The sequence below is a fragment of the Fluviibacter sp. genome (genome assembly GCF_057744235.1).
In genome coordinates, this window is the sequence record NZ_JBIJFP010000016.1 from 1 (window position 1) to 13,131 (window position 13,131).

At 56.8% G+C, this 13,131-nt stretch carries 16 protein-coding genes; 9 read left to right on the top strand and 7 right to left on the bottom strand.

The window, feature by feature from the left end; all coding sequences use genetic code 11:
* The 5 genes from AC3GOJ_RS08050 to AC3GOJ_RS08070 form a co-directional block, all read left to right on the top strand.
* A partial coding sequence (locus AC3GOJ_RS08050) for a transglutaminase domain-containing protein (protein ID WP_488236950.1) occupies nt 1-429 on the top strand: 429 nt, incomplete at its 5' end.
* A gap of 52 nt (nt 430-481) precedes the next feature.
* Nucleotides 482-808, top strand: coding sequence for a YchJ family protein (locus AC3GOJ_RS08055; RefSeq protein ID WP_488236988.1), 327 nt, complete (start codon nt 482-484; stop codon nt 806-808).
* 144 nt (nt 809-952) lie between these two features.
* Nucleotides 953-2,431, top strand: a complete 1,479-nt coding sequence (locus tag AC3GOJ_RS08060; RefSeq protein WP_488236951.1) for a hypothetical protein — start codon at nt 953-955, stop codon at nt 2,429-2,431.
* A 160-nt stretch (nt 2,432-2,591) separates the two neighbouring features.
* On the top strand, nt 2,592-2,957 hold the full coding sequence (locus tag AC3GOJ_RS08065) for a hypothetical protein (RefSeq protein WP_488236952.1): 366 nt from the start codon (nt 2,592-2,594) through the stop codon (nt 2,955-2,957).
* A 125-nt stretch (nt 2,958-3,082) separates the two neighbouring features.
* Nucleotides 3,083-3,337, top strand: coding sequence for a hypothetical protein (locus AC3GOJ_RS08070; protein WP_488236953.1), 255 nt, complete (start codon nt 3,083-3,085; stop codon nt 3,335-3,337).
* Nucleotides 3,338-3,341: 4 nt separating this feature from the next.
* Here AC3GOJ_RS08070 and AC3GOJ_RS08075 read toward each other — a convergent pair whose 3' ends face one another.
* The 7 genes from AC3GOJ_RS08075 to AC3GOJ_RS08105 form a co-directional block, all read right to left on the bottom strand.
* The gene (locus tag AC3GOJ_RS08075; RefSeq protein WP_488236954.1) at nt 3,342-4,094 is read right to left on the bottom strand and encodes a sulfite exporter TauE/SafE family protein; all 753 of its coding nucleotides are present in this window, start codon (nt 4,092-4,094) and stop codon (nt 3,342-3,344) included.
* Nucleotides 4,095-4,138: 44 nt separating this feature from the next.
* Nucleotides 4,139-6,604: a replicative DNA helicase gene (gene dnaB, locus AC3GOJ_RS08080; RefSeq protein ID WP_488236955.1), complete on the bottom strand. Its 2,466-nt coding sequence runs from the start codon at nt 6,602-6,604 to the stop codon at nt 4,139-4,141.
* Nucleotides 6,605-6,708: 104 nt separating this feature from the next.
* Nucleotides 6,709-7,158 (bottom strand): 50S ribosomal protein L9, encoded by a 450-nt coding sequence (gene rplI / locus AC3GOJ_RS08085; RefSeq protein ID WP_488236956.1) that lies wholly within the window; start codon nt 7,156-7,158, stop codon nt 6,709-6,711.
* A 5-nt stretch (nt 7,159-7,163) separates the two neighbouring features.
* Nucleotides 7,164-7,451, bottom strand: coding sequence for a 30S ribosomal protein S18 (rpsR, locus tag AC3GOJ_RS08090; RefSeq protein ID WP_488236957.1), 288 nt, complete (start codon nt 7,449-7,451; stop codon nt 7,164-7,166).
* A 21-nt stretch (nt 7,452-7,472) separates the two neighbouring features.
* Nucleotides 7,473-7,775 carry a primosomal replication protein N gene (priB, locus tag AC3GOJ_RS08095; protein WP_488236958.1) on the bottom strand — a complete coding sequence of 101 codons (303 nt, stop codon included), beginning with the start codon at nt 7,773-7,775 and terminating at the stop codon, nt 7,473-7,475.
* A gap of 26 nt (nt 7,776-7,801) precedes the next feature.
* Nucleotides 7,802-8,158 (bottom strand): 30S ribosomal protein S6, encoded by a 357-nt coding sequence (gene rpsF, locus AC3GOJ_RS08100; RefSeq protein WP_488236959.1) that lies wholly within the window; start codon nt 8,156-8,158, stop codon nt 7,802-7,804.
* An 86-nt stretch (nt 8,159-8,244) separates the two neighbouring features.
* Nucleotides 8,245-9,198 (bottom strand): CysB family HTH-type transcriptional regulator, encoded by a 954-nt coding sequence (locus AC3GOJ_RS08105; protein ID WP_488236960.1) that lies wholly within the window; start codon nt 9,196-9,198, stop codon nt 8,245-8,247.
* Between the two features lie 115 nt (nt 9,199-9,313).
* On the opposite strand from AC3GOJ_RS08105, the gene AC3GOJ_RS08110 reads away from it, so the two are divergent.
* Genes AC3GOJ_RS08110 through AC3GOJ_RS08125 form a run of 4 tightly spaced genes read left to right on the top strand, consistent with a single transcriptional unit; the run spans nt 9,314 to nt 13,090 of the window.
* Nucleotides 9,314-10,087, top strand: a complete 774-nt coding sequence (locus AC3GOJ_RS08110) for a sulfite exporter TauE/SafE family protein (RefSeq protein WP_488236961.1) — start codon at nt 9,314-9,316, stop codon at nt 10,085-10,087.
* A 33-nt stretch (nt 10,088-10,120) separates the two neighbouring features.
* Nucleotides 10,121-11,803, top strand: coding sequence for a nitrite/sulfite reductase (locus AC3GOJ_RS08115; RefSeq protein WP_488236962.1), 1,683 nt, complete (start codon nt 10,121-10,123; stop codon nt 11,801-11,803).
* Nucleotides 11,796-12,332: a DUF934 domain-containing protein gene (locus AC3GOJ_RS08120; protein ID WP_488236963.1), complete on the top strand. Its 537-nt coding sequence runs from the start codon at nt 11,796-11,798 to the stop codon at nt 12,330-12,332. The genes AC3GOJ_RS08115 and AC3GOJ_RS08120 overlap by 8 nt, the downstream gene beginning before the upstream one ends.
* A complete protein-coding gene (locus AC3GOJ_RS08125; RefSeq protein ID WP_488236964.1) occupies nt 12,332-13,090 on the top strand; it encodes a phosphoadenylyl-sulfate reductase in 759 nt (252 codons plus the stop codon). The genes AC3GOJ_RS08120 and AC3GOJ_RS08125 overlap by 1 nt, the downstream gene beginning before the upstream one ends.
* Nucleotides 13,091-13,131 lie beyond the last annotated feature (41 nt).

Genomic DNA, 13,131 nt, shown 5'->3' on the forward strand with positions numbered 1-13,131 from the left:
GTCAACCTGTGCCGCGCACTCAACATCCCGGCTCGCGCCGTCTGGGGCCAGGTCATTGGCGAATCCCGTCTCAGCCCCAAATTGGGCGCCACCGGCAACGTCACCAAAGACCAGCGCGTCCGCGCCGAATTCCACACCCCCGGCTATGGCTGGACACCGGTAGACCCGGGCGACGTTGTTCGCCTACAGCAGGCCGAAGGCCTATCGGCCACCGATGCCCGCCTGACCAGCCTGCGCAAAAAACTCTTCGGATTCTGGGAAATGAACTGGGTCGGTTACCAATATGGTCCGGGCTTTACCCTCCCCGGTGGCCCCGACACAGGCTTAGCTGGTTTGGCAACGCCACTAGCCACCATCGGCAACCCAAGAGCGGGCCGAACATCCGACACTGAAGTGCGTTACCGGGTTGATGCCAAGCCGATCAACTGAGTTCTGCACCTGCGGCAGCGGCAAACCCGCCGCAAACTGCTGCCAACCCTATCTGGAAGGCGCCGACCCCGCACCTACAGCAGAAGCGCTCATGCGTTCCCGTTTTGTTGCTTACGGGCTAGGCCTCGAACCCTATCTACTGGCCACCTGGCACCCCAGCACCCGGCCGACTTCGCTTGATTTCGATAAGGAGGCACCACTCAACTGGATTGGCCTGACCATCAAACGCCACGAGCTGCAGGGCGAAGAGCGCGCCATCGTCGAATTCGTTGCCAGATACAAAATTGGTGGTCGCGCTCATCGGCTTCATGAAACAAGTCGCTTTGTCCGGGAAGATGGCCAGTGGTTTTATGTGGATGGTGACATTCAGGAGACCTAACAAGGCATGGCATGGCATGGCATGGCATGGCATGGCATGGCACTATAATGATGTGCTATTTTCATCTTTAAAAAATGCTGCGGGATGCTGACGTTGCTTTCTAAATGGAATGATTTCAAGTGGTTATCCGGTTGGATGGCTCTCGTGTCGTTAATGCTTCTCGTTGCATGCGGCAGTGGCTCCAACTCTTCAACCACAACTTCTGGGCCCGATACGGGTAATACCTTCACGGCGCTGGCGACGCCCTTGCTTGATTACATCGCAGCCGATCAGGCCGTGAGCACGACCAAATCCAGCACCCTGAACACCAGCATTATTTACGGGGCGGATTTTTTTTCGGAAACACCCTCGATTCTGACGGCTAACTATGGCTTCGAAGGTTACATGGGCGTTGCCGGTTTAAATGGCACAGGTGCTGAAGCGCAGACTGCAGCTTATAACGGCAATGTAGCGTACGAAGCAATTGATCCTGCCTTACAGGCACCATCGCGTGCATACTACTCGGCAGTGGGGCAGCTGGGTTTTGCTTATACCTATGATGTCGCAGCAAATGCGGCGGATACGATCCCGGTTGTTTTCAGTCACCCGATCTGGCCACCATCAGTTTCGCCAGCGGCATTTGCGGTCACTATGAACACTGGAACCGTGGTGACCCCGTTAGCTGCAAGCTTTCTGCCCAATACCGAATACAACGAGCGGCAGACGGTGGTGCTGACAGGTTACTGGGGCAACCGTATTCAGCCGGGGACTCCGGGTGCCGAGTACCCTATCTCGGTCAGTATTGTCAGTGCCCCAAATGAGCTAACGTTTGTAACACCGCGTGGATTAGTCTCGGCCGTTGGACTCAGCGTGGAAAGCAAAAACCCGTATGTCTCTGGAAATGGACCAAGGATTTTGGCCGCCAAGCTTAATGTGTTCTCAGCGCTCGGAGAGAGCAACCCGCAATGGCTGAACGCCTCTTATGCCAACAGCGGTTCGGATCTCTTCGGTTCCGCCGCGCAGTATCGTCTGCGTGTCTACACCAGTGCAGGATTCTCGCCGGACGGCATCAGCAGTATTTTGCCGACGGACTTCGGCAAGTTCTTCATCCTCTTGGCCACGGATGCCAATGGCCATACGGTGCAGATTACGCAGTCGGGCGTGAACTACAACATTTCAGGCTACGGCAATGTGAAGGTTTTAGGGATCGCGGATACGGGGCCGCTACAGGCATCGTATAACTTGGCCTATGTTGAAGATCATGACAACCAGTACGACATCATCCTGTCTGGCGACAGCGCCGCAATTGCACAGTTGACATCGATTCGCATGCCTTCGACCGGTGCCTATTCACCGGTCTATAACCCCGGCGGACCAGGCAATAACCCTGCAAGCAATCCGGCTGGGCCGTTCACCGTCGGCAGTTCTGATCAGACAGTAGCCATCACGAACAACTTGGCTCATGGTGCGTATGTGGCCTACATTGAAATCGACGGTCCGGTTACGAAGAATGCAAAAGGTCAGCCGATCGGGACTTTGCAGGGCGTCGCAGTGACCAACAACGCTACAGGATTCACGATCAAGGCTTATGTGGACCGGGACGGAAGACGTTTCTATGCATCGTTCCCGGTGGCGAGCCGCTGACCTAAACGCATGAACTCGGAATCCGACCCTGACTTTCCCTTTAGGATGTCTGAAGCAAATGATTTGCGAGTTGAAAGCACTCGTAAGCAAATCTTTGCTCTGCCATGAGAGCATTTATAATCAGACCACATTGATCATACAAACGCCTCAAGGAACGACCATGAAGACCAAAACCACCGCTATCGCCATCGCCGCTGTCGCCATTCTCGCGGGTTGTGCCACCCCGAATGAGCTCCGTGGCCGTCAGGTCACTTTTGCGGCTTCGAGCACCACCCCGAACGCCCAGCAGGTGCTGAATTGCGTCGCCAAGGCTTGGGAACAAGAAACCCAGCAGCCCGTCAGCGTCTCTAATTACGGCAAGGGTTATACCGCTGTGGCGGAATCCAAAACCCTGTTCGGCATGAACACCGATTTCGTGATTGATTCGGCCAACGCCAAAACTGGCGCGGCGGTGTTCCAGATGTGGTCAAGCATGAAGCCCACTGTGACGGATAAGCTGATCGCTATTATTCAGCCTTGTTTGTAATGCGTTTAAGCGGGAGGCCAGTTTAGACACACTCGGACAACTGGGAGTCATGGGTCCGGTTTTTCCTCGAAGGCGTAATTGAGTCCGCCACCGAAGCGGAAAGAAACGCTATCGGCCTTGCTACGATGGTGACTCAAGATCGACAACAGGTACTGGCCTTACCTAAGGCCAGTACAACAACCCTGCGGCTGTTTGAACTACTGCCCACCATGCCCCGATTTACTGTTGAATATATGCGCGAGCGCTTGGAAACAACCTTCCCTACCGCCAATGCAGCGGTAGCGGCACTAGAGGCCTTAGGTGTGGTGGTGGAAACCACCGGTCAGAAGAAAAATCGTTGCTACAGCTACCAGAGATACGTGGCGTTTCTAGATCGATGATTTTTTAAAAGGCACTGATGCCTGTTTTGATGATCAACAGGCTAACGACAATTACAAATGCCCATCGCACAAATCCTGCCCCGTGTTTTAGGGCCAGGTGGCTGCCGATATAGCTGCCGGCCATGTTGGCCACGGCCATCATCAGGCCGATATGCCACCAGACGTGCCCCTTGAGTGCAAATAAAACAATGGCGGCAATGTTGGTGGCCACATTCAGCAATTTTGCCGATGCCGAGGCATTAAGAAAGTCGTAGCCCAGAAAACGCACGAACAGAAAGATAAAGAAACTGCCGGTGCCCGGACCAAAGAAGCCATCGTACCAGCCGATGATGGCGCCAATCAGGCAGGCAATGAGTCGTTCACGGTTCTTGTTAGTGTGTGGCTTGTGGTTTGCACCGAGATCTTTTTTGGCCAGCGTGTAGATCAGCACCACCAGCAGAATGAACGGCATGAGCTTTCTGATAAACGCCGGGTCGATCTGCGTAACACTCCACGCACCGGCAAAGCTACCAGCCAGCGCAAACATGGCGGCCGGCAAGAGTGCGCGCCAAGCGAGCTGAACGCGTTTACTGTACTGGTAGGTGGCCAGTGATGTGCCCCAGACGGAGGCGCATTTGTTGGTGCCCAGTAGCGTAGCCGGTGATGCCGTTGGATAGGTGGCAAACAATGCCGGCACCAGAATGAGCCCGCCCCCACCCACAATAGAATCGATCATCCCTGCAAAAAAGGATGCCACTGAGATAAGTATTGATTCCATATCAGATGTAAAAACGGCCCGCTGAGCGAGCCGTTAAGTTGACCTTAGTTACCGCGCGCCAGGTTCTCGAAGCGGGTGTATTCGCCGAGGAAAGCCAGGCTGACAGTACCGGTAGGGCCGTTACGCTGCTTACCGATAATGACTTCGGCCATGCCCTTATCCGGGGTATCTGGTTTGTAGTAATCCTCACGGTACATCATGAGGATAACGTCGGCATCCTGTTCAATCGCGCCAGATTCGCGCAAGTCACTCATCATGGGGCGCTTATCGGTCCGCTCTTCCACCTTACGCGAAAGCTGCGACAAGGCGATGATAGGCACTTCCAGTTCACGTGCCAGCGCTTTGAGTGAACGCGAGATTTCCGACACCTCGGTGGCGCGGTTTTCATTCTGACGCGTTGAGCCCATGAGCTGGATATAGTCGATCACGATGAGGCCCAGCTTGCCGACCTGGCGTTTGAGGCGACGGGCGCGCCCGCGCAGATCGGTCGGGTTCATGCCACCGGTTTCATCGATGTGCATGGGCGCTTCGTGTAACTTACCCAGGGCGTAGGTGAGTCGCGACCATTCGTCGTCGGTCAGGCGGCCGGTACGCACGCGGTGCGAATCGAGACGGCCAATCGAGGCCAGCATACGCATGGCGAGCTGGGTACCGCCCATTTCCATGGAGAACACGGCAACGGGCAGACCCACATCCACGGCCACGTATTCGGCAATGTTCAGCGCGAAAGCGGTATTGTGCGTCACAACATCGTGGTCGGTGACATACAAACGGGTTGGATGGCTGACCGAGATGCACTGGCATTCAGTCGTGCGTACCGGCTCGATGCTCGTGAAGTTCAGGCGTTTCTCACGTACCCAGGTGGCCGGCAAACGAGCCATCTTGTCGGAGAGTAGGAACAACGATTGCGGTTGCGGGTGATTGATATGACACACCCAGGCCAATTTGCCAGGCGTGCGCCCGCCGTCTTTGTTGGTGAAGTGCGGTTGCTTGGTCGTGATACTGCACCAGCCACCGAGCGAACGTACCAGTTCGGCCACATCATTGGCCATTTGTTCGCTGGCGGTGGACAGGCGCACACTGCCCCACTTTTCAACCCAGCCATCAGTATCGAGAAGGCCGCGCAGGACATTGAGGCGCACATCGCGCTTGGCTTCGAGATACTGACGCGGAATAAACTTGGTGGCGCTGTCGGCACCCCAGAGACCGAGACCCGTGAGGGCTTCCTTGATTTCGTTGGGCTGAGAACCCGCGAAACCCGGCGCGTGGCCACGGTCTTCACGCACAAGGCGGTAATCGTAATTGCCGGCATGCGTGACGGTCATGGCTTCCGGCAGCTTGGCTTGAACGCGCTGGAGCATTTCTGCCGACGCGGTGGAGAAGCGCAGGGCGCTACCGCTCAATGAACCATCGCCCAGCAAGGCGCCGAGCAACCAGGCATCGACTGGCAGCGCGTCATGGTGACCGAAGTCACCCGTGTGCTGATCAATCCATAGGCGATTCTGATACCGCTTCTTGCCCAGCATGCTGATCAGCTTTTCGGTGTTGATCACTCGCGGCGCATCCCAATCGCGATACATCACGCGCCACAGATGTTCGGCACAGCACTCGGTGCTGCGGCCGTCGGAAAAGCTGACTTTGTAAACCTGGCGCACGCCCTGCGGATAAATGCCGGTGACCATGGAAGGCTGGCCATCAATGGATGCCAGTGCATCGCCAACCTGTAGATCGCCCATGCGCTTCCAGCCGGTGCGCGTGCGCACCTGGGCATCCAACGGTTGGGCTTTACCCATACTTGGTCGCCCGGCGACGATGATGAGGTCGCCCGGTTGCAGGCCCGAAGTCATGCGGTCGAGATCGGTAAAGCCCGTGGGCACGCCAGTGATTTCCGAAGGGTTCTCGCGGTCGTGGAGTTCCTGAATACGCTCTACCACCTGCGTCAGCAACGGGTTGATGTGCACAAAACCCTGCTGGGCTCGGGCACCCATTTCGGCAATGGCAAATACTTTCTGCTCGGCGGTATCCAGCAGTTCTTTGGCGTCACGCCCCAATGGATTGAGTGCATCGGTGGCAATTTCATCACCGGCGACAACGAGGTGGCGCAGCACAGCGCGCTCACGAACGATTTCGGCATAGCGGCGAATGTTGGCGGCTGATGGCGTGTTGGCCGCCAGTTCACCCAGATAAGCCAGGCCCCCGGTATCATCAGTCAGACCAGCCTGTTCGATAGATTCGGAAACAGTAATCACATCGGCCGGTTTGCCACGCTCGAGCAAGCGAGTGATGTGCTGATAGATCAGCCGGTGTTCGCTACGGTAGAAATCCGGCTCGGAGATGAGGTCGGTAACGCGGTCCAGAGATTCGTTGTCCAGCAGCAGACCACCCAGCACGGATTGCTCGGCTTCGATGGAGTGCGGCGGCACGCGTAATTGGGCAATGGCCGGATCAATAGACTTGGCCTGATTGGCAAAATTACCTTTGCGGGGCGGACGGGAGAATTCTGAACTCATAACGCGTAATGATACCGGCTAATAGGTAAAAACCCGGAGGTAAAAAACCCGGAAGCAAAAAGCCCGGCACGAGGCCGGGCTTTCCTGAATCCGAATGAACCGGATTACTGGGCGGCAACCACCGTCACAACGATGCCAACCACCACGTCGGTGTGCAGACCGATTTCCAGCGGGAATTCGCCGATGGTCTTGAGCGGGCCGGTCGGCATGCGCACGTCCGACTTCTCAACCTTGAAGCCCTTGGCTTCGAGGGTTTCGGCGATGTCGAAGTTGACCACTGAACCAAACAGGCGGCCATCAACACCGGCCTTACGGGCGATTTCGATGGTCAGACCGTTCAGCTTCTCACCCACAGCCTGAGCAGCAGCCAGCTTTTCAGCGGCCAGCTTTTCCAGCTCGGCGCGACGCTCGGCGAACTCAGCCAGAGCAGCCGTCGTGGCACGCTTGGCTTTACCGTTCGGGATCAGGAAGTTACGTGCGTAACCGTCCTTAACTTTAACAACATCACCCAGGTTACCCAGGTTAACGACTTTTTCGAGAAGAATGATTTGCATCGCGATTACCCGTTGTGGTTGTCGGTGAAGGGCAGCAGGGCCAGGAAGCGCGCACGCTTGATGGCCAGGCCGAGCTGACGCTGATAACCCGCCTTGGTACCGGTCAGACGAGCCGGCATGATCTTGGCGTTTTCAGCGATGTAGTCTTTCAGAATGTCGACGTCTTTGTAGTCGATCTGTTCCACTTTTTCTGCCGAGAAGCGGCAGAACTTGCGGCGCTTGAAGAGGCCACCGCCACGATTACGCTTGTTGCGCTCGTCTTTCTTCTTGGTGTTGTTAGTACGTCCAGTCATGATGGATTCCTTCGAGGAAATTTACGTTTCTTGAAATTCAATGGATTCGAGGTGCAGGATCAGTTGACGACTCTTGAGGCTCTTGGCGGCCAGGAAGCCTGTGGCAATTAAGCGGGTTCCAATCTGGGTGATGGCTAGCTGGTGGGCCAGTTCGCCAAGGGCTTTGACAGGAACGTCACAGGTGACCTGACGTTTGAGACCGGCTTCCTGCTGATCGGAGTGGTGTCCTAGCGATGCTTCCGTGACCGGAATGCCAGCCGGTGTGTACCGGATTGGCTGGATGCTGAGGATCTGCCCCGAGAGCTGAACCCGATTAATCGTCAATGGTTCTGTATCGCCGAATCAGCAAATTAGGAAGCGGCAGCTTCGGTCGTAACCGGCTTGGCCTTTTCTTCCTTCATCATCGGCGAAGGCTCGGTGATGGCGCGCTTCTGCTTCATCGTCAGGTGACGCAGAACGGCATCGTTGAACTTGAAGGCGTGCTCGAGTTCAGCCAGGGTTTCACCGTTACATTCGATGTTCATCAGAACGTAGTGGGCTTTGTGCACCTTGTTGATCGGGTAAGCCATCTGACGGCGGCCCCAGTCTTCCAGGCGGTGAATCACACCATTCTGGCCAGTGATCAGCGTTTTGTAACGCTCAACCATCGCCGGCACCTGTTCGGACTGATCCGGGTGGACGATGAATACGATTTCGTAATGACGCATGTAGACTCCTTTTGGCTAATACCCCCCGCCATGCGAATTGCGGTGGGGCAAGGTGGAAAACCCGAGATTCTATAACAGAATCAGGATCAAAGCCAGTCCGACTCGGTTTTGCCGCTGCCCTGTAATGCGGTTTGCACCACGCCGCGGGTGAGATCGGGGGCAAAGTCCTCGATAAAGTCGTATTCGAAGCGGCGCAGTAAGGTGCCCCGACGAATGCCGACGTAAGTGGTGTTGGCCGGAAACAGATGACGGGCCCGGATGTCACAGAGACCGGAAACCGCATCCCTTTGCGGATCAAAGGCATGCTCGGCGATGATGCCGACCCCCATACCCAGGCCCACGTAGGTTTTGATCACATCGGCATCCAGGGCATCGAGCACGATGCGGGGCGACAATCCCAGCCGCTCAAAGACGGCATCAATGCGGGTACGGCCGGCCACGCCACGGACGTAGGTAATGAGCGGGTAGGCCGCCACATCGGCCAGGTTCACTTCGGCTTTTTCCAGTAACGGGTGTCCGGTCGGCACGACCAGGGCATGGTGCCACTGTCGGCACGGCAAGGCCACAACGCCGGGCGCGTCTTTCAGGGCTTCGGTGGCGATCGCCAAGTCAACATCGCCACGCACCAGCCACTCGCCAAACTGGTCAGGCATCCCCTGGTGCAGGGTGAGCGTGACTTCCGGATAGCGGTCACGGAAGTGAGAGACCGCTTCGGGTAGCGCATAGCGGGCCTGGGTGTGGGTGGTGGCAATGACCAGCGAGCCATGCTGACCGTGGGTGTAGTCCGCCACGTAACGTTTAAGGTTGTCGGCCTCGGCGAGTATGCGTCGGGCATGTGCCAGCACCTGGGCACCGGCTTCGGTGACGCCGGTCAGGCGCTTGCCGACCCGTTCGAAGAGGGTAATCCCCAGATCATTTTCCAGCTGCTTGATCTGCTTGGAGACGCCGGGCTGGGAGGTAAACAGCGCTTCAGCCGCATCGGAGACGTTATAGCCGCGCTGCGCCACTTCAACAAGATAACGGAGCTGTTGCAAGGTCATAGTGCACCCATTAGTAAATTACCAAAAGTTATAGCATTCTAACCATATATTCTTTTACGTTGCATTAGTACGCTGTTAGGATGGCGGCCTTGTTGAATGATTGCACTGCACCACTATGGATTTTCTCTACACCGTTTCAGGCTTTTTTGTCGGACTCATCGTCGGTATGACCGGGGTGGGTGGCGGCTCGCTGATGACGCCGCTGCTGGTGCTGTTGTTCGGTGTCTCTCCGGCTACCGCCGTGGGGACCGACCTCCTCTACGCCGCTCTGACCAAGGCCGGCGGTACGGTAGCCCACGGCCGCAAGGGCCATGTGGACTGGCAGATCGTCACTCGCCTGGGTGCCGGCAGCATTCCGGCAGCGGCCATCACGTTGTATGTGCTGGCACAACTGCCGGGCCACGGCAAAGAAGTTGGCCACATCATGGCCGTGGCGCTCGGTTTCGCCCTGTTCCTGACGGCAGGCGCCATTTTTTTGCGGGATAAGCTGCTGCGCTACGCCCGCAAACATGAAGATTCGCTCATCCAGCGCCATGTGGCGAGCGTTACCGTGCTGGTGGGTGCCATTCTGGGCGTTCTGGTTACCGTTTCCTCGGTGGGCGCCGGCGCACTGGGTGTAACCGCGCTATTTTTCCTCTATCCGCGCATTGGCACGCTTAAAATTGTGGCCAGTGACATTGCCCATGCCGTGCCGCTCACCGCCGTTGCCGGTGTCGGCCACTGGTATCTGGGCAGCGTGGATTTCAATCTGCTGGGCGCTCTGCTGCTCGGCTCGCTCCCCGGGATCTGGGTGGGTAGCCATATCGCCAGCAAGGTCCCGGAAAAATTTTTGCGCAGCCTGCTGGCAACGATGCTGATTATTATTGGCACCAAGCTTGTCCTGTCCTAACCTCTAAAAACAGCCCTCCCGAAGAGAAGCACTATGTACCGTTACGATGATGTTGACCGCGCGATGGTGAAAGCCCGCGTTGCCCAGTTCCGTGACCAGACCCAGCGCTGGCAATCCGGCGAACTGAGCGATGAAGAGTTTCGCCCGCTGCGCCTGCAGAATGGTCTGTATATGCAACGCTATGCGCCGATGCTGCGTATTGCCGTACCGTACGGGATGATCTCGTCGGCTCAGCTACGTGTGCTTGGTGCCATCGCCCGTGAAGAAGACAAGGGCTACGCCCATTTCACGACGCGTCAGAACCTGCAATACAACTGGATCCCTATGGCGCGCGTACCGGATGTACTAGCGCGTCTGGCCGAAGTGGAAATGCACGCCATTCAGACATCGGGCAACTGTATCCGTAATGTGACCAGCGACCAGTTCGCCGGTATTGCCCCAGACGAAGTGGTGGACACCCGTCCGCTGGCTGAAATTATTCGCCAGTGGAGCACCTTCCATCCGGAATTCGCTTTTCTGCCGCGCAAGTTCAAGATTGCCGTTCATGGTGCCGAGCGCGACCGTGCCGTGGTGCAAGTACACGATATTGGTCTACACCTATATCGTGATGACAAGGGCGACGTGCTGGCTCGTGTGTGGGTTGGCGGTGGTCTGGGGCGTACGCCGATTCTGGGTGAAGTGATTAATGAAGCACTGCCTTGGCGCCACCTGCTCTCCTATATGGAAGCCATCATCCGTGTGTACAACCTGGAAGGTCGTCGCGACAATCCTTATAAAGCCCGTATCAAGATTCTGGTGAAAGCGCTGGGCATTGAAGAATTCCGCCGCAAGGTCGATGCCGAATGGGCCAACCTTAAAGACGGCCCGGCCACGATTACCGATGCGGAACTGGCCCGTGTATCGGCTTACTTTGTCGACCCGACCTACGCACAGCTGCCAGATACCGATGCCGGGTTTGACGCCCGCCTGAATAGCGACAAGGCTTTTGCCCGCTGGGTACAGCAGAACGTGCATGCGCATCGTGTGCCGGGCTACCGCGCCGTGACGCTCTCTTTGAAGAAAAAGGGGATCGCCCCCGGCGACATCACAGATACCCAGATGGAAGCGGTTGCCGATCTGGCTGATGCCTACAGCTTTGGCGAGCTGCGTTCATCGCACGAACAGAATCTGGTGCTGTCGGATGTCGAACTGCGCAAGCTACCCGAGCTTTACGATGCGGCTAAGGCACTGGGACTCTCGAGCTCAACCGTGGGCCTGCTGACCGACATGATCTGCTGCCCAGGTGGTGACTTCTGCGATCTGGCGAATGCCAAGTCGATCCCCATCGCCAAGGCGATCATGGAACGCTTTGACGACCTGGATTACCTGCACGACATTGGCGAACTGGATCTGAACATCTCGGGCTGTATGAACGCCTGTGGCCACCACCATGTGGGTCATATCGGTGTGCTCGGGGTCGATAAGAATGATGAGGAGTGGTATCAAGTCACCATCGGCGGCCGTCAGGGCAACGACACACGACTGGGTAAAGTGATTGGCCCATCGTTTGCCGCAGCCGATATGCCGGATGTCGTAACCAAGCTGCTGGAAACTTACGTCAGCCTGCGCGAGCCGGAAGAACGATTTGTGGACACGGTGGTACGCGTGGGTCTTGATCCTTTCAAGACGCGCGTTTACGGAGACAAAAACAAGAAAAAGGAGGCCGCAAATGGCTGAAATCCTGAAAAACGGCCAGGTGCATGATGACGCCTGGCAGGTGTTGCGCCCGGAAGCGGAGACGGATCCCGCATCAGTCTCGGTGCCGACCGGCCAATGGCTGGTACCTTTCAATGTGTGGCAGGCTCAGGCCGTTACACTGACCGCACGCGCAGAAACCCATAAAGACGTGGGTGTCTGGCTGTCGCCAAACGATGACCTGGCTGAAGTGGCGAAGTCCTTCAGCCTCTGGCCGCTGGTGGCAATTGATTTCCCGAAGTTCACCGACGGTCGCGGTTACTCCATCGCCTGGCGCGTGCGTCATCACCACAAGTACACGGGCGAACTGCGTGCGATCGGCAATGTGCTGGTGGATCAACTGTTCTTCATGCTGCGCGTGGGTTTCGACACCCTGGCGCTTGATCCGAGTGTCTCTGCCGAAACGGCATTAAAGCACCTGACCCCCTTCCCGGATGTCTACCAGGGCTCGACGGATAATCCGGCACCCCTGTTCCGTCGCACAGACCGTACGCAGGGTGGAGCATGTTGATGAATAGCTCAGCGATTACCGGCATCGGCCAAACCAAAGCCCCTGCCCGCACGGCACCTGATACGGCCCTCGTCGCCGCGGTGGCTGAAAAATCGGCGCTGGTCATGGCGCGTCTGAATACCATTGTTGATCGCCACCCGAATGTGGTGTTTGCCAATAGTCTGGGTGCCGAAGATATGGTGCTGGTCGATATGATCTGCCAGGACAATCTGCCCATTGGCATTTTTACGCTGGACACTGGCCGCCTCAATGAAGAGACCTATGCGCTGCTGGCACAAGTACAACAGCGTTATGGCAGCGAACGCTTCCAGATCATGGCACCGGACTACCAGTTACTGGAACCCTGGGTGCGCGAACACGGCATCAATGGGTTCTATGACTCGGTCGAGAATCGTAAAGCCTGCTGCCATATCCGAAAGCTGGAACCACTGGCCCGCGCCCTGAAAGGCAAAGACGCCTGGATTACCGGCCTGCGTGCTTCACAATCGGTGACGCGCCAGAAGATGGATTGGGAAGATTTCGACACGCTGAATAACCTGCCGAAGTTCAACCCGCTCATCGAATGGTCGGAAAAAGAGATCTGGGCCTATATTGATCTGAACCAGGTCCCGTACAACGCGCTGCATGACCGCTTCTATCCGTCGATTGGCTGTGCCCCCTGCACCCGCGCCATTTCGGCCGGTGAAGATGTCCGTGCCGGCCGCTGGTGGTGGGAAAACCCGGAAACCAAGGAATGTGGCCTCCATAAAGCCAAATAAGGGCCTATTAAGCGCCTAGATAAGCGCCCAATTAATTACCT